This window comes from Streptomyces sp. NPDC001515, from assembly GCF_053597115.1.
In genome coordinates, this window is record NZ_JBSFHN010000005.1 from 86,749 (window position 1) to 111,308 (window position 24,560).

At 73.6% G+C, this 24,560-nt stretch carries 25 protein-coding genes; 12 read left to right on the forward strand and 13 right to left on the reverse strand.

Annotated features, from left to right (window positions below; translation table 11 throughout):
* Positions 1-22 precede the first annotated feature (22 nt).
* Positions 23-973, reverse strand: a complete 951-nt coding sequence (locus ACWCXC_RS08155; RefSeq protein WP_450887396.1) for a sigma-70 family RNA polymerase sigma factor — start codon at positions 971-973, stop codon at positions 23-25.
* Positions 974-995: 22 nt separating this feature from the next.
* A complete protein-coding gene (locus ACWCXC_RS08160; RefSeq protein WP_450686186.1) occupies positions 996-1,421 on the reverse strand; it encodes a DUF3592 domain-containing protein in 426 nt (141 codons plus the stop codon).
* Between the two features lie 323 nt (positions 1,422-1,744).
* Here ACWCXC_RS08160 and ACWCXC_RS08165 point away from each other — a divergent pair, with 323 nt between their 5' ends.
* Positions 1,745-2,659 carry an AurF N-oxygenase family protein gene (locus ACWCXC_RS08165; protein ID WP_450887398.1) on the forward strand — a complete coding sequence of 305 codons (915 nt, stop codon included), beginning with the start codon at positions 1,745-1,747 and terminating at the stop codon, positions 2,657-2,659.
* 31 nt (positions 2,660-2,690) lie between these two features.
* On the forward strand, positions 2,691-4,361 hold the full coding sequence (locus ACWCXC_RS08170; protein ID WP_450887400.1) for an FAD-dependent oxidoreductase: 1,671 nt from the start codon (positions 2,691-2,693) through the stop codon (positions 4,359-4,361).
* Between the two features lie 78 nt (positions 4,362-4,439).
* Here the strand turns inward: ACWCXC_RS08170 and ACWCXC_RS08175 are convergent, their stop codons facing one another.
* On the reverse strand, positions 4,440-4,970 hold the full coding sequence (locus tag ACWCXC_RS08175; RefSeq protein ID WP_450887402.1) for a DoxX family protein: 531 nt from the start codon (positions 4,968-4,970) through the stop codon (positions 4,440-4,442).
* Positions 4,971-5,200: 230 nt separating this feature from the next.
* Between ACWCXC_RS08175 and ACWCXC_RS08180 the strand changes: the two genes are divergently transcribed.
* Entirely contained in the window at positions 5,201-7,216 is a 2,016-nt protein-coding gene (locus ACWCXC_RS08180; protein WP_450887404.1) for an oxidoreductase, read from the forward strand.
* A gap of 63 nt (positions 7,217-7,279) precedes the next feature.
* Complete coding sequence (locus ACWCXC_RS08185; protein ID WP_450887406.1) at positions 7,280-7,831, forward strand: PadR family transcriptional regulator; 552 nt, start codon at positions 7,280-7,282, stop codon at positions 7,829-7,831.
* 9 nt (positions 7,832-7,840) lie between these two features.
* Here the strand turns inward: ACWCXC_RS08185 and ACWCXC_RS08190 are convergent, their stop codons facing one another.
* On the reverse strand, positions 7,841-8,572 hold the full coding sequence (locus tag ACWCXC_RS08190) for an SDR family oxidoreductase (RefSeq protein WP_450887408.1): 732 nt from the start codon (positions 8,570-8,572) through the stop codon (positions 7,841-7,843).
* Between the two features lie 95 nt (positions 8,573-8,667).
* Here ACWCXC_RS08190 and ACWCXC_RS08195 point away from each other — a divergent pair, with 95 nt between their 5' ends.
* From ACWCXC_RS08195 to ACWCXC_RS08205, 3 genes are read left to right on the forward strand one after another with little or no spacing between them, the layout of a single operon-like run.
* Positions 8,668-9,516, forward strand: coding sequence for a LysR family transcriptional regulator (locus tag ACWCXC_RS08195; protein WP_450887409.1), 849 nt, complete (start codon positions 8,668-8,670; stop codon positions 9,514-9,516).
* A gap of 39 nt (positions 9,517-9,555) precedes the next feature.
* Entirely contained in the window at positions 9,556-9,702 is a 147-nt protein-coding gene (locus ACWCXC_RS08200; RefSeq protein WP_450887411.1) for a hypothetical protein, read from the forward strand.
* A gap of 3 nt (positions 9,703-9,705) precedes the next feature.
* Entirely contained in the window at positions 9,706-9,972 is a 267-nt protein-coding gene (locus ACWCXC_RS08205) for a GAP family protein (protein ID WP_450887616.1), read from the forward strand.
* A gap of 18 nt (positions 9,973-9,990) precedes the next feature.
* On the opposite strand, the gene ACWCXC_RS08210 is transcribed toward ACWCXC_RS08205, so the two are convergent.
* From ACWCXC_RS08210 to ACWCXC_RS08220, 3 genes are all read right to left on the reverse strand, one after another.
* Positions 9,991-11,322, reverse strand: a complete 1,332-nt coding sequence (locus ACWCXC_RS08210; protein WP_450887413.1) for a DUF1254 domain-containing protein — start codon at positions 11,320-11,322, stop codon at positions 9,991-9,993.
* 117 nt (positions 11,323-11,439) lie between these two features.
* Positions 11,440-12,399, reverse strand: a complete 960-nt coding sequence (locus ACWCXC_RS08215; RefSeq protein ID WP_450887415.1) for a hypothetical protein — start codon at positions 12,397-12,399, stop codon at positions 11,440-11,442.
* Positions 12,396-13,268, reverse strand: coding sequence for a phosphatase PAP2 family protein (locus ACWCXC_RS08220; RefSeq protein WP_450887618.1), 873 nt, complete (start codon positions 13,266-13,268; stop codon positions 12,396-12,398). The genes ACWCXC_RS08215 and ACWCXC_RS08220 overlap by 4 nt, the downstream gene beginning before the upstream one ends.
* A 156-nt stretch (positions 13,269-13,424) precedes the next feature.
* Here ACWCXC_RS08220 and ACWCXC_RS08225 point away from each other — a divergent pair, with 156 nt between their 5' ends.
* From ACWCXC_RS08225 to ACWCXC_RS08245, 5 genes are all read left to right on the forward strand, one after another.
* Positions 13,425-14,051: a TetR/AcrR family transcriptional regulator gene (locus tag ACWCXC_RS08225; protein WP_450887416.1), complete on the forward strand. Its 627-nt coding sequence runs from the start codon at positions 13,425-13,427 to the stop codon at positions 14,049-14,051.
* A gap of 216 nt (positions 14,052-14,267) precedes the next feature.
* Complete coding sequence (locus tag ACWCXC_RS08230; protein ID WP_450887418.1) at positions 14,268-15,281, forward strand: SPFH domain-containing protein; 1,014 nt, start codon at positions 14,268-14,270, stop codon at positions 15,279-15,281.
* Positions 15,278-16,177, forward strand: a complete 900-nt coding sequence (locus ACWCXC_RS08235) for a hypothetical protein (RefSeq protein WP_450887420.1) — start codon at positions 15,278-15,280, stop codon at positions 16,175-16,177. The genes ACWCXC_RS08230 and ACWCXC_RS08235 overlap by 4 nt, the downstream gene beginning before the upstream one ends.
* A 72-nt stretch (positions 16,178-16,249) precedes the next feature.
* On the forward strand, positions 16,250-16,768 hold the full coding sequence (locus tag ACWCXC_RS08240) for a nucleotide triphosphate diphosphatase NUDT15 (RefSeq protein ID WP_450887422.1): 519 nt from the start codon (positions 16,250-16,252) through the stop codon (positions 16,766-16,768).
* A 40-nt stretch (positions 16,769-16,808) separates the two neighbouring features.
* Positions 16,809-17,303, forward strand: coding sequence for an FBP domain-containing protein (locus ACWCXC_RS08245; protein ID WP_450887424.1), 495 nt, complete (start codon positions 16,809-16,811; stop codon positions 17,301-17,303).
* On the opposite strand, the gene ACWCXC_RS08250 is transcribed toward ACWCXC_RS08245, so the two are convergent.
* The 6 genes from ACWCXC_RS08250 to ACWCXC_RS08275 all read right to left on the reverse strand — a co-directional run bounded on the left by ACWCXC_RS08250 (position 17,294) and on the right by ACWCXC_RS08275 (position 24,523).
* Positions 17,294-18,637 carry a cytochrome P450 gene (locus tag ACWCXC_RS08250; RefSeq protein ID WP_450887426.1) on the reverse strand — a complete coding sequence of 448 codons (1,344 nt, stop codon included), beginning with the start codon at positions 18,635-18,637 and terminating at the stop codon, positions 17,294-17,296. The genes ACWCXC_RS08245 and ACWCXC_RS08250 overlap by 10 nt on opposite strands.
* Before the next feature lie 154 nt (positions 18,638-18,791).
* Positions 18,792-20,519 (reverse strand): CocE/NonD family hydrolase, encoded by a 1,728-nt coding sequence (locus ACWCXC_RS08255; protein ID WP_450887428.1) that lies wholly within the window; start codon positions 20,517-20,519, stop codon positions 18,792-18,794.
* Positions 20,516-21,472, reverse strand: a complete 957-nt coding sequence (locus ACWCXC_RS08260; protein WP_450685920.1) for an MBL fold metallo-hydrolase — start codon at positions 21,470-21,472, stop codon at positions 20,516-20,518. The genes ACWCXC_RS08255 and ACWCXC_RS08260 overlap by 4 nt, the downstream gene beginning before the upstream one ends.
* 36 nt (positions 21,473-21,508) lie before the next feature.
* Entirely contained in the window at positions 21,509-22,432 is a 924-nt protein-coding gene (locus ACWCXC_RS08265; RefSeq protein ID WP_450887430.1) for an alpha/beta hydrolase, read from the reverse strand.
* A gap of 4 nt (positions 22,433-22,436) precedes the next feature.
* Positions 22,437-23,552 carry an FAD-dependent oxidoreductase gene (locus ACWCXC_RS08270; protein ID WP_450887432.1) on the reverse strand — a complete coding sequence of 372 codons (1,116 nt, stop codon included), beginning with the start codon at positions 23,550-23,552 and terminating at the stop codon, positions 22,437-22,439.
* Between the two features lie 11 nt (positions 23,553-23,563).
* Positions 23,564-24,523: a phosphotriesterase family protein gene (locus ACWCXC_RS08275; protein WP_450685923.1), complete on the reverse strand. Its 960-nt coding sequence runs from the start codon at positions 24,521-24,523 to the stop codon at positions 23,564-23,566.
* Positions 24,524-24,560 lie beyond the last annotated feature (37 nt).

Sequence of the window (24,560 nt, forward strand, 5' to 3'; positions counted from 1 at the left end):
GGGGCGCGGTGCGTCCGGTCCGCTACGGGAGCCTCTCCGGCAGCGCGAACGCGGCGAAGACACCGGGGTCCTGGAACACCGTGTTGCGGCTGATCCCGGCCGTGGTGACGGTGAGGACCTGGAGGGTGTGGAGGTGGTGCCCGCCGCCGTCGGCGCGCCGGTAGGCGGCCATGGCGGGCTGGCCGTTCGCCGAGGTGCGCAGGGTGCGCCAGTCCGTGCAGCGGGAGAACACCCACTCCATGAACGCGCCGTAGTGGTCGCGGCCGAGGAACCAGTTGGTCATCGGCGGCATCTCCAGGAGCACGTCCCGGGTCAGCAGTTCCTTGATGGCGGCGACATCGGCGCGTTCGAACGCCTCGACGAAGCGGTCGACCCGGGCACGGACCTCGCGCTCGGGCGGCTCGGCGAGGTCGTCCTCGGGGACGCCGGCCGCGCGCAGCCGCGTACGGGCGCGTTGCAGGGCGCTGTTGACCGCGGGGGTCGACATGTCGAGGATCTCGGCGGTCTCCGCGGCCGAGAAGTCCAGGACGTCGCGGAGGATCAGGGCGGCCCGGCCGCGCGCCGAGAGATGCTGGACGGCGGCGACGAACGCCAGTCGCAGGGAGCCCCGGAGGGCGGCGCCCGGGTCCGTGCCCAGCAGGGCGTCCGGGAGCGGCTGGAGCCAGGCGACCTCGCCCCGTACGAGGGGGGCGGCCGGATCCTCGCTGGGGGCCACCAGTCCGGAGGGCAGGGGGCGCCGGGCGCGGCCGTCGAGCGCGGTCAGGCAGGCGTTGGTGGCGATCCGGTAGAGCCAGGTGCGCAGCGAGGACTTGGTGGCGTCGTACCGGTCGCGGGCGCGCCAGGCGCGCAGGCAGGTCTCCTGGACGAGGTCCTCCGCGTCGTGGAGCGAGCCCAGCATCCGGTAGCAGTGCGCGAGGAGTTCGGGGCGGTGGGCGTCGACGCGGCGGTCGAAGTCCGCCGTGGCGGGTGTCATGTGCGTGGTGTTCCCGTACCGCTCAGAGCACCCCGCCCAGGACGACGGCGCCGACCACCGCGAAGAACGAGCCGAACGCCGTGATGACCGCCCTGGCGTGGCGCAGCCCGAAGGAGGGGGTTCGGGCCGTGGCCTCGTCGGGCGCGTCCTCGGCGTAGTACACCGTCACGAAGTCGCCCTCCTCGGGGGCGAGCCGGGTGCGTCGCTCCTCGATCGAGACGGTCCGGCCGTCGGCGGCGGTGAACTCCAGCGTGACGCGGGAGACGGTGGTCGGGACGCCCTCGGCGTCCTGGGTCTCCTCCGTGCGCACGGAGGTGCACCGGGCCTCGGCGGTGCGGCCGTCCCAGGCCGCCCGCAGACGGGGGCTTTCGAGCTGCCGGTCCATGGACCGGGCGAAGCTCAGTGTGCCCGCCATGGCCACGACGAAGTAGACGAGTGCGATGACCATGGCTCCCCAGAATCCGGTCCGGTCCGCCGTGGGTCCGTGTGCGGTACGGCGCGGCGGCGCAGTCGCCATGATCCCCGGCGGGAACGGCGGCGGCAAGGGTCCGGGCTCCGCTGACGGGGGGCACAACGGTGGAGACATCGTACGGATTCTCCGCACGGGGGTAGGCTGCGCGGCCCTCTTGCTATACCTTCCGTCTAACAGCTTGCTAGACGTGACGTCTAACAAGCGCGGGCGGCGCTCCCGGCGCCCCGTACGGACACGCACGGGGCGGGACCGGTGGGCAGCCGTCGGATCGGCCCGTCTCGATTCAAGGAGCCCGCACCATGGCAAGCAGCACCGTTCGGCCGGGGGACCAGGACCGGCTCGCCGAGCAGGACGTCGCCCGGCGCCTCCTCGACTCCTCCGCGAAGCTCTCGTACGACCCCGCCACCGAGGTGGACTGGGACACCCCGCTCGACACCGGCCACCACGGCGCGAGCCCGGAGTGGAGCACGCTCTACGGCACCGCGTACTGGAAGGAGATGACGGAGGACCAGCGCAAGGCGCTGACCCGGCAGGAGGCCGCGTCCGTCGCCAGCACCGGGATCTGGTTCGAGATGATCCTCCAGCAGCTGGTGCTGCGGGACATGTACGCCAAGGATCCGACCGATCCCCGCTTCCAGTGGGCGCTCACGGAGGTCGCCGACGAGTGCCGGCACTCCATCATGTTCGCGCGCGGCGCGGCGAAGCTGGGCGCCCCCGCCTACCGCCCGCAGCGGGTGGTGGTCGAGCTGGGCCGCGCCTTCAAGACGCTCGCCTTCGGCGAGGCGGCGTACGCGGCGATCCTCGTGGCCGAGGAGGTGCTCGACGTGATGCAGCGCGACTGGATGCGCGACGAGCGCGTGGCCCCCTTCGTCCGCACCATCAACAACATCCATGTGGTGGAGGAGTCGCGGCACATGAAGTTCGCCCGCGACGAGACGCGCACCCGGATGCGCGGCGCGGGCCCGCTGCGGCGGCAGATCAACTCGCTGGTCATCGCCATCACCGCGTACTACATCGTCACCAGCATGGTGCACCGCGACGTGTACGCCAACGCGGGGCTCGACGCGGACCGCGCCCGCGCCGAGGCCGCGCGCAACGAGCACCACAAGTCCCTCATGCGGGCCAGCTGTTCGGGCCTGATGGAGTTCCTGTCCTCGTGCCGGCTGCTCACCCGCCCCGCCCTCTTCTTCTACAAGCGCGCCCACCTGATCTGATCCGCCCGATCCGAGAGACCGAGCCGACCCGATGACCTACGCCATCACCCAGACCTGCTGCAGCGACGCCACCTGTGTCGCCGTGTGCCCCGTCAACTGCATCCATCCCACGCCCGAGGAGCCGGACTTCGGCCGCACCGAGATGCTCTACGTCGACCCGGCGACCTGCATCGACTGCGGGGCCTGCGCCGACGCCTGCCCGGTGGACGCGATCTTCCCGGTGGACACCCTCGTCGGGGCGCGGAGGGAGTACGCCGCCGTCAACGCCGCGTACTACGCGGACCGGGCGCCGCAGCAGGCCGCCGGGCCGAACTTCCACGCCTGGGGCGAGCCCGCGTTCCCCCGCAGCCTGCCGTCGGACTTCGCCCCGATCCGGGTCGCCGTGGTCGGGACCGGTCCTGCGGGCATGTACGCGGCGGAGGACCTGCTGCTGCACACGAGCGCCGAGGTCACCCTGATCGACCGGCTGCCGGTGGCGGGCGGCCTGGTGCGGTACGGGGTGGCGCCGGACCATCCGGCGACCAAGGGCGTGGGCGAGACCTTCGCCCGGTTCCACGCCCACCCCCGGGTCCGCATGCATCTGGGCGTCGAGGTGGGCAAGGACGTCACCGTCGAGGAGATCGCCGCCCACCACGACGCGGTGATCTACGCGGTCGGCGCCTCCACCGACCGCCGGCTCGGCATACCGGGCGAGGACCTGCCCGGCTCCCTGGCGGCCACCGCGTTCGTGGCCTGGTACAACGCGCACCCCGAGGCCGCCCCGGCGGGCACCGGGCTGGACGCGGAGCGCGTGGTCGTCACCGGCAACGGCAACGTCGCCCTGGACGTGGCCCGGATCCTCGTCGCCGACCCGGCCGCCCTGGCCCGTACCGACATCTCCGACCACGCGCTCGCCGCGCTGCGCGACTCACGGGTGCGCGAGGTCGTCCTGCTCGGCCGGCGCGGCCCCGAGGACATCGCCGCCACCGTCTCCGAACTCCTCGCGCTCGGCCACCTGCCGGGCGTCGACCTGGTCGTCGACGCCCACGACCCCCGGACCGCCGAGGCGATCGACGCGGCGGCGCCCAGCGACAAGGCGGCCCTGCTGCGGCGGCTCCCCCGCGAGGCCGTCGACTGGTCGCAGCCCCCGCCCGAGGGGCGCCGGATCGTCCTCCGCTTCCACTCCGCACCCCTGGAGGTGCTGGGCCGCCGGTCCGCGGCCGGGGACGCCGCGAGCGGTGTGAGCGGTGTGCGGGTGTCCGGCGCGGTCGGGGAGTCCGTCGTGCCGGCGGGGCTGTTCCTGCGGGCCATCGGCTACCGGGGCGTTCCGGTCCCCGGCCTCCCCTTCGACGAGGCGACCGGCACCGTGCCCCACGACGGCGGCCGGGTCGCGGGGCGCCCCGGCACGTATGTCGTCGGCTGGATCAAGCGGGGCCCGACCGGCGGCATCGGGGCCAACCGGACCTGCGCCGCGGAGACCGTCGGCGCGCTGCTGGAGGACGCCGTCGCGGGCGTCCTGCCCTCCCCCGCCCACCCGGCCAGGGCGTTCGGGCGGCTCGCGCGCAGCCGTGGCCGCCATGTCGTCGACGCCCGGGGACTGGCCGCCATCGACCGCGCCGAACAGGCCAGGGGCCGCGCCCTGGGCCGTCCCCGGGTCAAGTTCGACACGGTCCCGGCGCTCGTGGCCGCCGCGCGCGGAGGTCTCCGGCGTTCTCCGCGCTGACCGGCCGATGCCCGGTCCGGCGCCTCGCGCGGCGGCGGACCGCGCATCGCCGGTGGAGGGACCCCCGGGGTCCCTGCCCTACTCGTCGAAGGTCTCCAGCGGCTCGGACCGCGCCTTCGCCCGCTTCCCGACGACGGCGGCCGCCGCGGCGGCGCTGCCGACGAAGGCCAGCGCGACCGTCCAGGGCTGGTTGAAGGCGTGCCGGGTGGCGTGGTCCACGGAGTAGCGGCCCGGACCGATCAGCCCGATGGCGGCCGCCGTGAACCCGAGGAACGCCGGGTACTCGTAGCCGCCGCCCTGCGCGAAGAAGCCCGCCGGGGCGTGCACGGCCACCGCGCCCGCCATGGCGCCCGCTGCCGCCGCCCCGGCGGCCGGGGTGGCCAGGCCGAGCGCCAGCAGCGCGCCGCCACCCGCCTCGCCGAGACCCGCGGCGACCGCGCTGTGCTTCGGCGGATGGAAACCCATGGCCTCCATCGCCGCCGTGGTCCCCTCGATGCCTCCGCCGCCGAACCAGCCGGCGAGTTTCTGGGTGCCGTGCGCGGCCAGTACCGCGCCGGTGCCGACCCGCAGGACCAGCAGGCCGAGGTCATGACGGTTGACGCTGCCCATGAGCACTCCGGAGGGGTTCGGGGGCCCGGCCGGAAGCGGGGCCCGGGGCCGTACGTCCCCACTCTCCGCGCCGGGCCGCGCCGACGGTCTGCGGTGCTACTCCGTTCGAGCGCATCCGCTCGGGCCGTGACCCGTGACACAGTGCGACATTCGCCATTGTGCAACTTGTTGCACAATGGCCGGCGGCTCCTCTAGAACTGGTGCGACGACACTGCGCGAGGAGACGCCGCATGACCCCGTACCCCCATCTGCTGAGCCCGCTCGACCTCGGGTTCACCACCCTTCCCAACCGGGTGGTCATGGGGTCGATGCACGTCGGCCTGGAGGAGGCCGAGAACGGCTTCGCGCGCATGGCCGCGTTCTACGCCGAACGCGCCCGGGGCGGGGTGGGCCTCATGGTCACCGGAGGGATCGCGCCCAACGAGCGGGGCTGCTCGATGCCCGGCGGCGCCCGCATGACCAGCGAGGCGGACGCCGCCCGGCACGCCGAGGTCACCTCGGCGGTGCACGCGGCCGGCGGCCGGATCGCGATGCAGATCCTGCACTTCGGGCGGTACGCGCACCACCCCAAACTGGTGGCGCCGAGCGCGATCCAGGCGCCGATCAGCGCGTTCACCCCGCACGCGCTGACGGACGACGAGGTCGAGCAGACCGTCGAGGACTTCGTCACGGCGGCGGCGCTGGCCCGGAGCGCCGGATACGACGGGGTCGAGATCATGGGCTCCGAGGGCTATCTGATCAACGAGTTCACCGCCTCCGCGACCAACCACCGCGAGGACCGGTGGGGCGGCTCGTACGAGAACCGCATCCGCTTCCCCGTCGAGATCGTGCGCCGGGTCCGCGAGCGGGTCGGCAGCGACTTCATCCTGATCTACCGGCTCTCCATGCTGGACCTGGTGCCCGGCGGATCCTCGCTGGAGGAGGTCGTGCACCTGGCCCGGGAGATCGAGGCGGCCGGGGCCACGATCATCAACACGGGCATCGGCTGGCACGAGGCCCGCATCCCCACCATCGCCACCTCGGTCCCGCGCGGCGCCTTCACCTGGGTCACCGAGAAGGTGCGCGGCGCCGTCTCCGTACCGCTGGTGACCAGCAACCGCATCAACACCCCCGAGGTCGCCGAGGAGATCCTGGCGGCGGGGCGCGCGGACATGGTGTCGATGGCCCGGCCCTTCCTCGCGGACCCGGACTTCGTGGCCAAGGCGGCTGCGGGGCGCGCGGACGCGATCAACACCTGCATCGGCTGCAACCAGGCGTGCCTGGACCACGTCTTCGGCGGCGAGGTCACCTCCTGCCTGGTCAACCCCCGGGCCTGTCACGAGACCGAGCTGGTCCTCTCGCCGACCCGGACGCGCAAGCGGGTGGCCGTCGTCGGGGCCGGACCCGCCGGGCTGGCGTGCGCGGTCACGGCCGCCGAACGCGGCCACGCGGTGACGCTCTTCGACGCCGCCGACGAGATCGGCGGCCAGCTCGACGTGGCCCGCCGGGTGCCGGGCAAGGAGGAGTTCGACGAGACGCTGCGCTACTTCCGCACCCGACTGGCCGAGGAGAACGTCGAACTGCGGCTGGGCACCCGGGTGGAGGCCGCGGGTCTGGACGGCTTCGACGAGATCGTCCTGGCGACCGGCGTCACCCCCCGCACCCCGGACATCCCGGGCGTGGACCACCCGAGCGTCGTCGGCTACCTGGACGTGCTGCGGAACGGCGCGCCGGTCGGTGACCGGGTGGCCCTCATCGGCGCGGGCGGCATCGGCTTCGACGTGGCCGAGTTCCTGACCGACGGCGGCGACGCGGCGAGCCGGGACCCGGAGACGTTCTTCCGGCAGTGGGGCGTCGACACCGCCTACCGCGAACGCGGCGGACTCGGCACGGCCGAGCGCCCGGAGTCCCCGCGCACCGTCCACCTCCTCCAGCGCCGCACCGGCAAGGTGGGCGCGGGCCTGGGGAAGACGACGGGCTGGATCCACCGCACCGAACTGCGGCACCGGGGCGTCGGGATGGTCTCCGGGGTCGGCTACGAACGCATCGACGACGAAGGACTGCACCTGACGGTCGACGGCGAACCGCATCTGCTGCCCGTCGACACGATCGTGCTCTGCGCCGGCCAGGAGCCGTCCCGCGAGCTGTACGAGGAGCTGCGCGCCGCCGGGCGTTCCGCGCATCTGATCGGGGGCGCCGACGCCGCCGCCGAGCTGGACGCGAAGCGGGCGATCCGCCAGGGCACGGAACGCGCCGCCGCGCTCTGACGCCCACGCGGCCGGCCGGTCCGCCCGGCGGACCGGCCGCCCGCCGTCCCTAGGATGCCTCCCATGTCACTCCCGCACGCGATCCTCACCGCCCTGCTCGAAAAGCCCTCCTCGGGGCTGGAGCTGACCCGCAGGTTCGACCGCTCGATCGGCTACTTCTGGTCGGCGACGCATCAGCAGATCTACCGCGAGCTGGGCAAGCTGGAGCACGCCGGACAGATCCGGGCCCTCGCCCCGGCGCAGCCGGCCCGGGGGCAGAAGAAGGAGTACGAGGTGCTGCCGGCGGGCCGCGAGGCGCTGTCCGCCTGGGTGGACCTGCCGGAGGACCCCCGGCAGATCCGTGATCCGCTGCTGCTGCGGATGCGGGCGGCGGCGGTCGTCGGGGCGAAGGACCTGGACGCGGAGCTGCGCCGCCACCTCGCGCTGCACCGGCAGCGGCTCGCGGAGTACGAGGCAATCGAGGAGCGGGACTTCCCGCCGGACCGCGACGCTCCCGAGGACCGGCTGCGCCATCTCGTGCTGCGCGGCGGCATCGACCTGGAGAACTTCTGGATCGGCTGGCTGGCCCGCGCCCTGGACGCGGACGCGGGCGCGGCAGCCTCGCACCTCAGCTGACCCAGGGGGTCACCAGGGCACCGGACCCGCGTCCTCGAAGAACTGCCCGGTCGGTCCGTCGTCGGGCAGGGTCGCGAGGCGGAGGGCGATCGCCGCTCCCTGGGCGGGGGTGCGGGTGCCCCGGAAGCCGTTGAGATCGGTCGCGACGAAGCCGGGGCAGCAGGCGTTGATGAGGATGTCCGAGCCCTCCAGCTCGCGGGCGTACTGGACGGTGAGGGCGTTCAGGAAGGTCTTCGACGGGGAGTACGCCGCGGAGATGGGGCCCTTCGTCTCCTCGCCGCCGTCCTGCGACTGCCGGGTGAGGGAGCCGACCCCGCTGGACATGTTCACGATCCGGGGCGAGGCGGAGCGGCGCAGCAGCGGCAGCAGGGCGTTGGTCACGCGGACGACGCCGATCACATTGGTCTCCACGACGGTGCGGAGGACGGCGGGGTCGACCCGGGTGGGGTCCTGCGGCAACGCCCCGGTGATGGCCGCGTTGTTGACGAGGACGTCGAGGCGGCCGGCCCGGTCCTCGATCAGCCGTGCGGCGTCGGCCGCGCTCGCGTCGTCGGTCACGTCCAGCGGGACGCCGAAGGCGTCGACCCCGGCCGCCCGCAGCTTCTCCACGGCGGTGCTCCGTCGTCCCTCGTCACGGGCGCCGACACCGACGCTCCAGCCGAGGGCGCCCAGGCCCGCGGCGATCTCGTAACCGATTCCCTTGTTCGCGCCGGTGACCAGCGCGATCGTTCGTTCGTTCATGGAGACCATGCTGCTTCCGGAGCCCCGCGGGGGTCCAAGACCGATGGCGACGGGAACGATACCGCCAGGGTATCGATGCGGGGTACGGTGGGGCCGTGGAGACCCGGGAACTTCGTTACTTCGTCGCCGTGGCCGAGGAGTTGCACTTCGGGCGCGCCGCCCAGCGGCTCGGGATCGCGCAGCCGCCGCTGTCCCGGGCGGTCCAGCAGCTCGAACGCCGGCTGGGCACCGTGCTGCTGGACCGCACCAACCGCTCGGTGTCGCTCACCGAGGCGGGGCAGGTGCTGCTGGTGGAGGGCCGGGCGGCCCTCGACCAGGTGGAGGCCGCCGAGCGCCGGACCCGTCGCGCCGCCCCGTCCGCGTCCGGCGGTCCGAGCGTGGTGCTGGTCGCCAAGGCGAGTGCGTCCAAGGACCTGCTGGCGAAGCTGCTCGACGCGTACGCCGCCGAGCCCGGCGCGGTCCCCGTGGACGTCGTGCTGTGCGGTCCGGCCGAGCAGGAGCGGTATCTGCGCGAGGGCCGGGCCGATGTGGCCCTGCTGCACCGGCCGTTCGATTCCACGACCGGGTTCGACACGGAGGAGCTGGGCTCGGAGGGCCAGGTGATGGTCCTGCCCGCCGGGCATCCGCTCACCGCCCGGCCCCATGTGCTCCGGGCCGACACCGGGGCGGTGCCGGATCTGCCCCGGCCGCGCTGGCCGCGCCCCGACGGCTCCTACCGGTCCGGACCCGGCCCGCGCGTCCGCGACCACGCGCAGTTGCTGCAGCTCATCGCACTCGGCCGGACGTACGCGGTGCTGCCGGAGTCGTGCCGGAGCCATCTGCCCGGAGACCTGGCGACCGTGCCCGTGCGGGACGCGCCGACGGTCACCACCGTGATCGCCTGGCCGCCGCACAGCCGGTCCCGGGCCGTCGCCGATCTCGTCCGGACGGCGACCCGGCTCTGACCGGCGGGTCGGCACCCCCGCCCCCGTACCGCCCATCGTGTGGCTCCCTGGCGCGGCCTGCTTGACCCGCCGCGCCGCCGCCTGGACGGTCGGGCGAAGCCCCACGGCACCCCGCGCTGGGCCGCCCGGGTCGACCACGCCTCCTGGGGCGCGGCGGCCGGCCTGGCATGGCTGGTGCGGCCGTGAGGGCTGGTCGGGGCCGGGGCGGCGACGGCGCTGGAGGCGGACCTGTCCAGCGCCGAGGACTGGCTCGCGCTGACCGGTTTCTGTGTGCCGGCCACGCTGAGCCTCATCGTGATGGAGATGTACGCGGTCTGGGCCCCCGCCGCGGCGGAGGCCCGGCTCAACGCCCTGCGGGAGTGGATGGGCCGTCATCAGGAGCAGGTGATCGTGACGCTCTCGCTGGTCGCCGGCCTGTGGCTGATGGGCGCGAGCATCTACGCACTGGTGACCTGAGGCGCGCGACGGGCCGGTTCAGCCGGTGCGCCGCAGCGTGGGCGGGGTCCAGTCGCCCGTGAGGGCGGGCCGCTTCGGCCAGTACAGGCGCAGGAAGACGTTGAAGCTGCCCGCAGGGGCCGGGAGCCAGTTGCTCTCGCGGTCGGGGCCGGGGTTCTCGTGCTGGACGAGGAGGTCCAGGGAGCCGTCGGGGTTGGTCCGCATGCCGCTCCGGTCGCCGATCGCGTAGCGGTTCAGCGCGTTGGCGGCGAAGAACTGGTGCTCGTTCATCATGGTCAGCGACCAGAAGCCGTCGACGGGCGGGGTGTCGCCGGCCTCGAAGTGGAGCACGTAGGTGTGGGCGCCGTCGAGGGGCCGGCCGTCGGAGTCGGTGGTGGCGTGCGGGTACAGGGCGTCGGCGTCGAGGTTGGCCCCGTATCCGAACCGGGTGATGAGGGCGCGCTTGGTGTAGTCGGTGCCGTAGTCCCCCAGGCCCCGGTGGATCGTCCAGCCGCCGGTGTTCGCGGCCTCGGCGCGGGCGAACAGGGTGCGCAGGGTCTCGGGGCCCTGCCGCGCCCCGGCGTCCAGGGCGGCGAGTTGCGCGGGGGCCGGCGCGTCCGGGCTCGCGCCCGGGGCGATGCCGAGGACGGCGAACCGCTCCAGGGCCGGGGCGTCGGCGGGGGCGGGCGGGTTGTCCGCCATCATCCGGTTGAGGAGGGTGGCGTACGCGCGTCCGCCGAGTGCGTGGACCTGGTCGACGGGGGGTGTCGTGGTGTCGACGCCTTCGGGGACGGGGACGTCGGTGGGCGGCGTGTAGGCGTCGGGGTCGCCGGTCCACTCCGACAGCGGGATGAGCCGGGTGGCGTCCTGGAGCCGGTTGACGGCCGGGAAGTCCGAGGGGCCGCTGGTCGCGTAGCGGGCGATGATCCAGTTCACGGCCGTGGGCGAGGTCAGCGGGGTCAGGCCCTGCGGGGTCTCCCCCGACCAGGAGGGTCCGGCGATCAGGAAGGGTCCCGCGGTGGAGCCGTGGGTGCGGCGGCCGACGACGGCGCAGACGTTGGACCAGGCGTCCAGGACGGGAACCATCCAGAACCGGTCGCCGAAGTCCGGCAGGGTCAGCACCAGGGGCTGTTCGGACAGATCGAGCCAGGCGCTGGAGTACAGGGTGTCCGCGTTCGGCGAGACGACCTCGGTGAAGTCGGCGTCCGGTGTGGTGCGCATGTACGTGAACTGGTTCACGGGCGCTTTGCGGCGCGCGTCGTCACGGGCCGGCACCGCCGTCATAGTGCCCTTCGTCACCGCCGCCGTGACCAGCGGATATCCGTACAGCCATGCCTCGGTGGCCAGTTTCTCCAGCGACTCGTCCGTCATGGGTCTCTCCCGGATGCTGCGGTGCGTCCCGTCCGGCCCGACGCTACGAGCGCACCCCGTGGGCCGCGCGATGGATCCGCCGGGCGGGTGACGCGTCCGGTGGTCCGCGTGCCGCTGTCAGGGGCGGCCGGCCCGGATCCTTCGTGGCTGGCCGTGGGGCGGGCGCAGGGCGCGCGGGCGGGCGATGACGACGCGGGAAGGGGCCGGGCCGGGCCGGTTCGCGGCGGCCGGTACGGGGGCGGCGGGCGCGGTCCGGGCCTGGGCGCGGCTGAGCAGGATCACGCCCCTGACCGCCGCGGCGGCGCCCAGCAGCGCGGGGACCAGCCCGAGCGTGCCGCCCTGGAGCCGCTCCCCCAGCAGCGCCAGTCCGATGGCCGCGGCGGCGACCGGGTTGGCGAGGGTGACGACGGCGAGCGGGGCACCGAGGCCGCCCCGGTAGGCGGTCTGCGAGAGGAGCAGTCCGCCGGTCGCGAAGGCCGGCACGAGGACCGCGACGACGATCAGGCGCCAGGTGAACAGCGGGCCGGTGGTGTGGTCGGTGACGGCGACGGTGAGGGTCTGGGTGAGGGCGGAGGCGACGCCCGAGGTGATTCCGGACGCGGCGGCGTGCCGCAGCCCCGGGCGGGTGCCGGGGCGGCTGAGTCCGGCGACGACGGCCACGGTGGCGGCGCCGACGGCCAACGCCTCGACGAGGGTGAGCGTCTCGTGCGGCGCGGTGCCGCCCGCCGCCGCGAGGAGGGCACCGAGACCCAGCAGGGTCAGCAGGGTGCCGCGCCATTCGACGGCCGAGACCCGGCGGCCCGAGGCGCGGGCCCCGAGCGGGACGGCGGCCACCAGGGTCAGCGCGCCCAGTGGCTGGACCAGCGTCAGAGAGCCGTACTTGAGCGCGGCGACGTGCAACAGTGCGCCTCCGGCGTTCAGTCCGACGGCCGCCCACCAGGTCCCGCGCCCCAGGAGCCCGAGAATGCCGGTGCCGGGCGGGGTGCGTCCGGCGAGCCGTGCCTGCGCCACCGCGGCCGAGGCGTAGGCGACGGCGGAGACGAGCGAGAGCGCGACGGCGGCCGCGGTGGCGTTCATCGACGCGTCCCGGCGGACGCGTACCCCGCGGGCGAACGGGGGGCGGAGGGGCCGGGGACGTGTGCGGCGGTGGCGTACGGGGTGGCCGCGCCCCGGGCCGCGACACCGTTCGCGGACGGCCACGGCAGGTGCCCGGGGACCGGTCCGGTGCGCGGCAGCCGCAGTGCGGCGAAGGCGACCGAGAGCAGGGCGGCGACCACGAGGGAGTCCATCCAGTAGTGGTTGGCGGTGCCGACGATGACGAGGAGCGTGATCGCCGGGTGCAGCAGCCAGAGCCAGCGCCACCGGGAGCGGGTGGCGACGACCAGTCCGACGCCGACCATGACGGCCCAGCCGAAGTGCAGGGAGGGCATCGCGGCGAACTGGTTGGCCATGGAGTCCGTCGAGGGCGTGGCCCCGTACACCGTCGGTCCGTAGACCTGGCCGGTGTCGACCAGGCCGGTGGCGGCGAGGAGGCGGGGCGGGGCGAGCGGGAAGACCAGGTGGAGGGCAAGTGCGGCGCCGGTGAGCACGGCGAGGACGCGGCGCGACCACAGGTAGTGGAGCGGGCGGCGCCAGTACAGCCAGGCGAGGAAGAGCAGGGTCGCCGGGAAGTGCACGGTGGCGTAGTAGGTGTTGGCGAGGTGGATCAGCGTCTCGTCGTGGAGCAGCAGGTCCTGGACGAGGCCCTCGCCGGGGAGGTGCACCGCGCGTTCCAGGTCCCAGACGCGTCCGGCGTTGCGGAAGGCCTCGTCGACGTGGCCGTTGGCCGCCTGGCGGCCGAACTTGTAGACGAGGAAGAGTCCTACGACGAGAAGAAGCTCGCGGACGAGGGGCGGTCGGGCTGTGGTGTCCGGCTCTCGGTCGGCGGGCCTGCTACCGGCGAACATCACCCGGTGCCCCTTTGCTGACGAACGGTGGATCGAGTGGCGCGGGAGCTGCCCGCACCTTATCGATACGCCAGTGTACCGATACGCGACCGTATCGGAACACTCGCGTATCGGTACACTGGCGCATCGAAGCCTCGCCGCAGGGAGGGAACGCGCATGTCGTCGAAGACGGAGCCGGAGCAGGCCACCGCGTCGCGCCGCTCGAAGATCACGCCGGAACGGGCCCAGGAGCTCTACACCGCCGTGCTCGACATGCTGCGGGAGAACGGCTACGAGTCACTGACCATGGAGGGCGTGGCCGCCCGGTCGCGCTGCGGCAAGTCGACGCTCTACCGCCAGTGGGGCTCGAAGTCCGAGCTGGTCGTCGCGGCGCTGAACGGGACGCGGCGCGGACTGCTCCGCCGGATCGACACGGGCACGCTGGCGGGAGACCTGCGCGAGGCGGCCCGCGCCATCGGCCAGGGCTCCGGGCGGGACACCCCGCTGATGCTGGCGCTGAGCCACGCGGCGCTGCAGAGCCCCGAGCTGCTGTGCGCCATGCGCTCCTCGCTGATCCTGCCGGAACTGGCGGCGATCGACGCGATGGTCGCGCGGGGCGTGGAGCGCGGCGAGGTGGCGGCGGACAATCCGGCCGTGGAGTTCGTCTCCGCGCAACTGCTGGGCGTCATGCGCGCCCGCCCACTGCTGGACTGCGCGTACGCGGACGAGACCTTCCTCGTCCGCTTCGTGGAGGGGTCCGTGTTCCCCGCGCTCGGCCTGGACGCGGAGGCGACCGGGTCCTGAAGACGTGGACCGTCGTCCGAGCGGATGACGACGGTCCGCACGCGCCGCACCGTGGGGACGGGGGCGGCGCACCACCCCCGGCCGGCCGGTGGCTTCGCAGGAAGTCACCGGCCGGCCGGGCGTTTTCCCGGCTTCGCACCCTCTCCTTTTCGTCCTCTTGACGATATGCGGCGCTCTTCATTATCGTCGTCATGACGAGAAAGAGGGGGTTCCATCATGGCCGACATCACCCGGCGGTTCGGCTGGCGCCATCTGAGGTCCGCGCCCACCGCCCACATCCGCCACCACAAGCGCGGCCGGCTGGCCCATGACGGGACCGGGCTCAGCTTCTGGTACCGCTCGCTGAGCGCCGCGCTCTCCGAAGTGCCGGTCGACGACCGCGAACTGGCCATGGCCTTCCACGCCCGCACCGCCGACTTCCAGGACGTCACGGTGCAGGCCACCGTCACCTACCGGATCAGCGACCCGGCGGAGGCGGCCGCCCGCCTGGACTTCTCCGTCGACCCGGACACCGGCGCCTGGCGAGGCACCCCGCTGGAGCAGATCGCCACCCTGCTCACCGAGACCGCCCAGCAGCACACCCTCGACGTGCTGGCCCGCACCCCGCTCGCCGCCGCCCTGGTCGACGGGGTCGCCGCGGTGCGCGAACGGGTCGCGGCCGGGCTCGCCGCCGAACCCCGGCTGCCGGCCACCGGCATCGACGTGGTCGCTGTCCGCGTCGTCGCCATCCGCCCCGAGGCCGAGGTGGAGCGCGCGCTGCGCACCCCCGCCCGCGAGCAGATCCAGCAGGAGGCCGACCGGGCCACGTACGAACGCCGGGCCGTGGCCGTCGAGCGCGAGCGGACCATCGCCGAGAACGAGCTGGCCAGCCAGATCGAGCTGGCCCGCCGCGAGGAGCAGCTCGTCGAGCAGCGCGGCACCAACGCCCGGCGCGAGGCGGAGGAGCGCGCGGCGGCCGACGCGGTGCGCACCGAGGCGGAGGCCGCCCGCACGGTGCGGCTGGCCCGCGCGGAGGCGGAGGCGGCCCGCGAGTTGGGAGCGGCCCGCGCCGAGGCGCAGGCGGCCTGGCTGCGGGTGCACGGCGAGGTGGACGCGGCGACGCTGCACGCGCTGGCCGCCACCCGGCTCGCGGAGAACCTGCCCCGGATCGACAGCCTCACCCTGTCGCCCGACGTGCTGACCGGACTGCTGAGCCGGCTCGGCCGCCCCGCACCGGAGACCGGGGCGTGAGCCTGGCACCCCGGGCGGTCCTGGTCCACCGCACCACCGAGTACGAGGAGTTGCTGGCCCGGCACGGCACGCACGGCCAGGCGGCGTTCTTCCTCACCAGCCGGGGCCGCTCCCTCGACGAGGTGGCCGCGCGCCACGAGCGGACCCGGCGGGCGCTGGCCGAGGTGGCGGCGGCCGTACCGCTCACCTGGCGGCAGTCCCGGGTGGAACGCGCCGATCTGGACCGGTTCCTCTTCGCACCCGAGGACGTGGTCGTCGTCGTGGGGCAGGACGGGCTCGTCGCCAACGCGGCCAAGTACCTCTCCGGCCAGCCGGTCGTGGGCATCGACACCGATCCGGGCCGCAACCCGGGCGTACTGGTCCGGCACCGGCCCGCCGACGCGGCCGCCCTGCTGCGGGCCTCGGTCGCGGCGGCCGGCACGGCGGACGAGCTGACCATGGTCGAGGCGGTGGCCGACGACACCCAGCGGCTGCTCGCGCTGAACGAGATCTATCTCGGCCCGGCCGGGCACCAGACGGCCCGCTACCGGCTCGGCGGCGACCGGGCGGACGCGCCGGCCGAGTCGCAGGCATCCTCGGGCGTGCTGGTCGGCACCGGAACCGGCGCCACCGGCTGGCTGCGCTCGCTGTGGCAGGAGCGCCGCAGCGAGCTGGCGCTGCCCGGCCCCACCGATCCCCGTCTCCTCTGGTTCGTCCGGGAGGCGTGGCCCTCGCCCGCCACGGGCACCTCCCTGGTCGCGGGCGAGCTGCGAAGGGGCCAGGGGCTGCGGCTGACCGTCGAGTCGGACCGGGTGGTGGTCTTCGGCGACGGGATGGAGTCGGATGCGCTGGAGCTGACCTGGGGGCAGAGCGTGCGCGTGGGGATCTCGGCCACTTCGCTGCGGCTGACGGTATGAGACGGCGAACGGCGCGGCGGCTTCCGTAGGCTCGTGCCCGACCCGAGGAACCCCCGGCCCCCGAGGAGCGGCATGAACGACGACACGGCCCCGGAGATCCCCGCCCGCAACGCCCGCCCGCCGCAGGCGCAGGCCGCGCTGGGGGTCGGGGTGCTCGTGCGGGACGGGCGCGGGCGGATCCTGCTCGGCCGGCACCACGGCGGCACCTGGGAGCTGCCCGGCGGCAAGGTCGACGCGACGCACGAGTCCGTCGCGGAGGCCGCCGCCCGCGAGCTGTGCGAGGAGACCGGGATCCGCGTCGGTCCGGACGAGGTGCGGATCCTCGCGATGCTCCACGACGCGGTGCACGGCATCAACCGGGTGACCATGGCCGCCCTCGTGGACATCGGCACCGCCGTCCCGGAGGTCACCGAACCCCATCTGATCGCGACGTGGCGATGGGTCCGCCCCGAGGAGCTGCCGGCCCCGCTGTTCGACCCCTCCGCGCAGATCCTGGCGGCCTGGCGGCCGGATCTGGGCATCGCGCACCCGCCCGTGCACCGGCTCGACATCGCACCCAAGGCAGCCCAGGAAGCGCCCTACATCAATTAATCATTTGCCTAGGGATCATAGGCACCGTACCGTCGGTCCCATGAAGGCCTTGACCGAGCGGGAGATCCGCCAAGCGTTCGTCAACTGCTCCAAGGGTGAGGCGGGCCGCCTGCCGATGCCCCGTGATTTCGACGAGCTGCCCTGGGACGACCTCGATTTCCTGGGCTGGCGCGACCTGTCCGCCCCCGGGCGCAGCTACATCGTCACCGAGCGGGAGGGCCGGCCGGCCGGCATCTCCCTGCGCTTCCCCTCCCACCAGCGGGGATTCCTGCACCGCAGCATGTGTTCGCTCTGCCTCACCACCCATCCGGGCAGCGGCGTGTCGCTGATGACCGCCCGCAAGGCGGGCCCGGCCGGCCGCGAGGGCAACTCGGTGGGGCTGTACATGTGCACGGACCTCGCCTGCTCGCTGTACGTGCGCGGCAAGAAGGCGGTGGACTCGGGCGCCCGCTTCAAGGAGTCGCTGACCGTGGAGGAGCAGATCGAGCGGACGACGGCCAATCTCGCCGCGTTCATCGACAAGCTCTACTCCTGACGGCCGCCGCGCGGTGCGGGCCGTGGCACGGCGTACATCCTCAGGCCCTTGGGCGTCGGTGTGAGTTCCAGGCTCACGCCGATCTTGCGCCCCGGCCGCGCCGGGCGCAGCGTGCGCGCGCGGGCCAGGGTCGCCAGGGCGACGGGCAGCATGGCATCGGCGGCGGCCGCGCCGGGGCAGTACCGGGGTCCCAGGCCGTACGCCAGGAGCGCGGCGGGGGACGGCGCCGGTTCGGCGCCGGGGAGCCAGCGCCGGGGGTCGAACACGTCCGGGTCCGGATAGCGGTCCCGGTCGCGGCGCAGGGCTCCCAGAGGCAGCGTCACCACCGCTCCGGCCGGGATCCGCACCCCGTGGTGGGAGGTCTCGTGACGGGTGCGGCGGACCAGGAACGGGATGCCGTGGAGGCGCGTGACTTCCTGGAGGAAGGCGGCCGCGAGCGGGAGCTGGTGCGCGTGGAGGCGGCCGGGATCGGGGGCGGCGTCGGCTTCGTCCCGGATCGCCTGCTGGAGATGCGGATGGCGGCCCAGCTCGTAGCAGGCCCAGGCCAGAGTGGAGGCGCTGGTCTCCATGCCCGCGATCAGCAGGGCGCGGATGTCGCGCCCCACCACGTGCGGGTTCCCGGGAGCGGCGGCTTCGAGCACGGACACCAGGTCCTGGCCGTCCGGGTCGGGGCGGTGGTGGGCCCGCACCTGGCGGACGGCCTCGTCCAGTCCGGCGAGCGCGCGGCGGCTGGAGCGGCGCCGGGGCACGGGCACCCAGGGCCAGGGCGAGAGGGCGTAGCGCCAGAAGGTGCCGGCGGACAGGGTGGCGCGGGCGCCCGCGATCCCGGACAGGGTGTCGTCCCTCAGCTCGCTGTTGAGGACGCAGCTGACGAGGAGCCCGCACGCCAGTCGGCTCATCTCCACCCGGATGTCGAGCGGCCGGTCCCCGGGCAGGCCGGCGAGCAGCTCCCGGGTGCGGTCCTGGACGCCGGGCCCGAGCGCGGTGACCCGGGACGCCGCGAACGCCGGTCTCATCACCCCGCGCCGCTCCCGGTGGGCGGCGCCCTCCAGGCCGACCACCCCGTCCTCGTTGAATTCGCGCAGGCTCGGGTCCGGGCCCCAGAACCGGAAGGTTTCTTCATCGCTGCCGACCTTGCGCAGCAGGGTCGGATCATTGATCTGGAAGGCGGTCGCCGGCCCCGTTCTGGTCCGGACGACCGGGGCCGCCCGGCCGGCGCGGGCCGCGAGGTTGGCCGGGTTCAGCCAGAACCGCAGGGCCCGGGAGGGGGTGAGTGCTCCCGCGCCGGGCGGCACGGGCGGTTGTCCGGGGCAGGCTGTCTCGTCCACACGCATCGGTTTCGCCGTCCTGTCCGTGTTCGTCGGCCGCCGAAGGCTCCGGCCGCCGGTACGGATGGGCAACGAGCGACCGCGACGGACGGTCACGGGCGGACCGGCCCTGTCCGTCGCGGAGTTGCCGCCGACGACGGCGCCCGGCGCACCGGGTGGATCACCGGTCGGCGCCCTTCGTGTACGGGAGCACCAGCCGGGAGGGGTGCGCCGCGTCGCGGTAGATCTTGTGCGTGACGGGGCGGCCCACCGGCAGATGGAAGGCGTCCGGCGGCAGCAGGGAGTTGTGCTCGTCGGCGAGCGGTTCGGTGTTGGAGAGTTCGGCGACCAGCCGGTGGCCGGGGAGGAACGTGGCGGCGAACGGGTAGACGCGCAGGACGTACTCCTCGATCCTGCCCGGCTCGACCGGGACGGCCCGGGTGTGCGGGTGGTACGGGTCGCCGTCGGTGGTGCGTTCCGCGTCGAGTTCGCGGTGCGACGCCTTGAGATAGGCGGTGGTGACGAGTTGTCGTCCGCCGCCCGGGGCCTCGTCCCACATCCGCAGGACGAGGTTGGTGTCGGGCTGGTCGATCTCCATGAAGAGGTGCGCGGCGCCCTGGCCGATCATCTCGGTGGGCTCGGTGAACGGGGCGGTGGACCAGCTGAGGATCTCCACCCTGTCGGTCACGGTGAGCGGCGCCTGGTAGAAGCCGTCCGGGGCGGCGTGCTCCGCGCCCATGCGCTCGGGCTCGGGCGACAGGGCGTGGCGCGGGCGGAGGTAGAGCGGGCGGTGCTCGACGGGCCTGGGCGGCCAGGTGGAGCCGGTGACGGTCTCCCGGGAGCCCTCGACGTGGACGGTGACGGCGGGTTCGTCCATGACGCCGTTGTCGATGCCCTTCAGCCAGTACGCGTACCAGCGGAACATCTTGTCGTGCTCCTCGACGAAGGGGCGCGACTGCATCGGCGGGTAGGGGCCGATGTCCAGCTTCTTCGGGCCCTTCAACGCCTTGAAGGTCTCGATGGTGCCGTCCATCGTCCAGCCGCGGCCCTGGTCGATCTGGAGCCAGACGGGGATGTCGATGCGGGGCGCGAGCGTGACCGGGTTGCGCTCCTCGTACCAGTCGCCGTCGACCTCGTTCATGACGATGTCGAACCATGCCTCGTGGTTCTTGGGGTAGGTGAGGACATGGACGAGGTTGGGCCAGGCGGCCACGTCGGGGTCGCGCAGCCGCTCGGCCACGCGCTCCCTGATCTCCTCGGGCGTACAGGTCTCCAGCATGCGGGACTTGACCCCGTCGGTGAACGCCCAGCCGGAGTCTCCGCCGCGCCCCTCCCGGGCGGCGCGCGGCATGAACCACATGACACCGCCGTGGTACGTCGTCTCGTAGAAGTCGTAGTGGCCTCCGCTGACGAAGATCGCCTTGAGGCTCGGCGGCCGTTCGGCGGCGGCCAGCACCTGCATGGAGCCGAAGTAGGAGATGCCGATCATGCCCACGTTGCCGTCGCACCACGGCTGGGCGGCCACCCATTCGATGACGTCGTACGCGTCCTCGCCGAGCGGCACGCCTCCGGCGTTGTAGTTGCCGATGTGCTCGCCGCCGGAGGCCCCGGAGCCGCGCAGGTCGCCGATGACGTGGACGTAGCCCTCCTCGACGACCCGGGCGATGTCTCCGGCCTCGATGCACCCGTCCCACATGGGACTGGGCCGGCGCTGCGGCGGGGTGGTGAGGGCGAGCGCCTGGAGTTCCTTGCCGTAGGGGCTGAGCGCCACGAGCGCCGGGCGGGGCCTGTCCTCGACGCCGCTGTACGCGTCGGCGGCGAGGGTCACCCCGTCGCGCATGGGCACGCGGAGGTCCTTGCGCACGGCGATCCGCTGTGCGCCCGCCTGGATCGTCCGGTGGTCGGTCATGGTGCGAAGCTCCTGTGCGACGAGTGGGGATGCTGCTGGGTGCGGTAGCCGTGCATCGAGGTGAAGAACGGGGAGGGTTCGAGGGCCGGGTCGCCGGTGTAGCCGAGTTCCTCGGCGGCGCGGGCGAACGGGGAGTACGGCGAGTCCGACTCCCGCGGCCCGTCCGCGAGGCAGGCGCAGGCCGCCGCGCCGACCCGGGCCTCGGCCTCCAGGCTCTGGGTCAGGGCCTCGCGGGCCTGCCCGGCGTCGAGTTCGACGCCGTACGGGGTGCCGTCGGCGCGCCGGTAGGGGTGGCCGAGGTAGAGATGGCGGGGGCGCAGCGCGTCGCGGACGTACAGCAGCCCGGCGCGGTAGGCGTCGGGGTCCGTGTAGCCGGGGAAGCCGTTGGCGGCGCCGTGGACCTGGACCGCGTCCCCGACGAAGACGTCGCCCTGCCCGTCGAGCGCGTAGGCGACCGATCCGGGAGTGTGGCCGGGCAGGGCGTGGACGGAGACGGTGATCCCGCCGCCGAGGTCGAGGGATTCGCCGCCCCGGACGAGGAGGGTGGGTTCCATCTCTCCGGAGATGACGGCCCGGGTGGCGGCCTCCACGCCGGAGCCGTCGCCGCCGAGGTAGCGGCCCCGGCCCGCGAGGTATTCGTCCACGTGGGCGCGGCGTGAGCGGAGCAGGGCGGCGTCGGCCTCGTGGATGACGACCCGGGCGCGGCGGCCGGTGCGTTCCCACAGGTCGTACGCGCCTCCGATGTGGTCGATATGACCATGGGTCAGCAGGATCCAGCGGATGTCCTCGACGCGCCGGCCGATGGCCTCCAGGGCGGGGACCATGCCGTCGGCGGGCGAGGTGGCGATGCCCGTGTCGACGACGGCGGGCTCGGGTGCGTCGATGTAGAAGCTGTAGAGGCCGAAGCGGCCCCACGGCGAGAACATCGGATGGACGGGGGCGGTGGGTGGCATGTCTACTCCTTCCGGACTCGTACGGGAGCGCCGCGATCAGGAGGCGCCGAGGAAGTCGCGCGTCTCGGCGAAGACGCGCCGGTACTCGGGAATGCCGGAGAAGTGCTGGACGAAGCCGTGGCCGGCGCCCGCGTACCGGCTGACCGTCGCGTCCACCCCGGCTTCCCGCAGCCGCCGCCCGTAGAGTTCGCCCTCGTCGCGCAGCGGGTCGTGCTCGGCGGTGACGACGAGGGCGGGCGGCAGCCCGGTGAGGTCGGTGCGGCGGATCGGTGAGACGCGGGGGTCGGCCGGGTCGGCCCCGCTGTCCAGGTAGAAGGAGTTGAAGGGTTTCAGTCCGGCGGTCTCCAGGCCGTAGCCGACGGCGTTCTCGCGGAGGGAGGGGTAGCGGTCGGCGTCGAAGTCCAGGTCGAGCGAGGGGTAGTAGAGGATCTGGTGGGTGATCCGGTCGAACCCCTCGTCGTGAGCGCGGGCCGCGACGGCGGCGGCGAAGGTGCCGCCCGAACTGTCCCCGGCGACGGCCAGGGTGGTGCCGTCCCAGCCGAGCGGGTCGCCCTCCCCCGCGGCCCAGCGGACGACGGCGTGGCAGTCGTCGAGCCCGGCCGGGAAGGCGGCCTCGGGGGCGAGCCGGTAGCCGACGGAGACGACCTTGAGCCCGGTCTCCTTCGCGAGGGAGCGCGCGATGTGGTCGTGCGTCTCCAGGCTGCCGAGGAAGAAGGCGCCGCCGTGGAAGTAGACGAGGACGCCGTGGCGGTCGGCGGGCGCCGGGGTGTAGACGCGTACGGGAACGTCGCCCGCCGGGGTGCGGGCGGTGAGGTCCTCGACGGCGTGGAGCGGAAGGCGTTCGGCGAGGGGCGTGAGGTGCGCCTCGTCGGCGGCACGCATCGCCGGCGGGTCGAGGGGGCCCGGCGGCGGGGGCGGCAGGGAGGCCACGAACGCGGCGATCTCGGGGTGCAGGGCCATGGGTTCAGTCCTCCGCCGCGGCGGTCGCGGGGCGCTGGCCGGGGAAGACCTCGTCGATCTCGTCCTCGGTCCAGCCCTGGCGGGACACGGCCTGGAGCCGGTCGGTGACGGGCTTGCGGGTGGCCTGGTAGAGGGCCAGCGCCTGCGGCACGGAGTGCGCCTCGCGCAGGGCGTCGGCGAGCGCCCCGGCGTCCTCGACGGCGGAGTTGGCGCCCTGGCCCTGGTGGTGGAGCATCGAGTGGGCCGCGTCGCCGAGCAGGGCCACGCACTGCGAGTGCCAGGTGTCGACGGGGTCGATGTCGTACACGGCCCGTATGTTGACGGTGTCCATGTCGAGGGCGCGGGTGATGGCGACCAGGCGCTCGTCGAACCCCTCGACGGTGGCGAGCAGGTCGTCCTTGGTGACCTCGGGGACCCAGGTGCCGTCCGGGCACAGGGCGGTGATGTCGAAGGAGACCTGGTCGCGGTGGCGCAGCGGCAGCAGATAGATCTTGGTGCCCCGTCCGATGTACATCCGCAGGTCGTCGTCCGTGACCATGCCATGGGCGTCGTCCAGGGAGATGACGGCGCGGTAGGCGTGCTCGCCGGCGAAGACGGGCTCCTTGTCGCTGAAGAGTTCCCGGCGTACGACGGACTTGATGCCGTCGGCGCCGATGACGAGGTCGGCCTCGGCGCGGGCACCGTTGGCGAAGGAGAGGACGGCGCGGTCACCGTGGTCGGTGACGCTCTCCAGCCGGTGGCCGAGGTGGACCATGCCCTCGGGGAGGACGCCGAGGAGCGCGTCGATGAAGTCGCCCCGGTGGATCAGATGGGTGTGCACCTGCTCACCGGCCGGCGGCCACGCCTCCTTCATGATCGGGTGGCAGGCGGGGGTGAGGATCTCGAAGTGCGCGCTCGGGGAGCTGACCTCCGCGATGGCGTCGAAGATGCCCCACTCGCGGAAGCGGTTCATGGTGGCCGGGCGCAGTCCGATGCCGGCGCCCGCCTCGCGGATCTCGGCGGCCTGTTCGTAGACGTCGACCCGGGCGCCGAGGAGGCTCAGGGCCTTGGCCGCCGCGGCCCCGCCGTAGCCGGCGCCGACAATGGCGATCTTGAGGTTCGTGAGGGCGGAGAGGTGCATGGTGGTTCTCTCTACTTCTGGAGGGTGAGGAAGCCGGCCGGGTTGTCGACGAAGAGCGTCCTGATCGCGGCCTCGTCGAATCCGGCGGCGCGGAGGTCGGGGACGAGGTCGTCGAAGAGGTAGTTGACGGTGTGGCCCTTGACGCCCGGCCAGCCCAGCGGGGAGCAGTTGGCGTCGGCGGAGGCGAGCACCTGGGTGAGGCGGCTGCGGTCGGCGCCGATGAAGCGGAGGAAGTGCGCGAGCCGTTCCTCGCGGGGGCGGGCCCAGAACGGCGGATCGGGCAGCTCGGTCTCGTAGCCGAAGGTGTCGAAGCCGATGCGTCCGCCCTGTTCGGCGATCCACACGTCGCGGGTCTTGTCGGCGTTGACACCGTCGTCGACGTGGCCGAACAGGACGCGGTCGAGCGGAAGCCCTTCCTCGCGGAAAATGGCGACGGCGTTCTCGGCGTCGATCGCGAGGTGGGTGAGGACGGGAACGCCCGTGGTGAGGGCGGCGCGGGCGGCGGCGCGGTAGATGCGCTTGTCCAGGTCGGTCATCCGACCGCCCCGGCTCACCCCGACCTTGATGACTCCGGCGCGGCTGCCGGTGTTCCCGATGCCGACGCCGGTCTCGTGGACGAACTGCCGTGTCAGGTAGTCCACATCGGCCCGCGCGAAGTGCGGCAGGGCGGTGTCGCCGCCGACGAAGCCGGTGCAGGCGACGATGTGGACGCCGGTCTTCGCGGACAGGGACCTGTAGTAGTCGATGTCGCGGCCGTTGCAGATGCCGGTGGCGTCGACGAAGGTGCCGCCGCCGTTCTCGTGGAAGGCGCGGAGCTTCGGCACGGTCTCGGCGTACCGCTCCTCGGGGGTCTTCCACCACTGTGTGTCCAGCTCGGAGCCGGGCATCCCGTAGCCGATGTGCTCGTGGACGGCCACGAACCCGAGTTCCTCGGCCGGGACCGCCCCGAGGACGGTGTTCACTCTCGACACTGCACTCACCTTTGAACGAAGGGACTTGAGGGGGTAC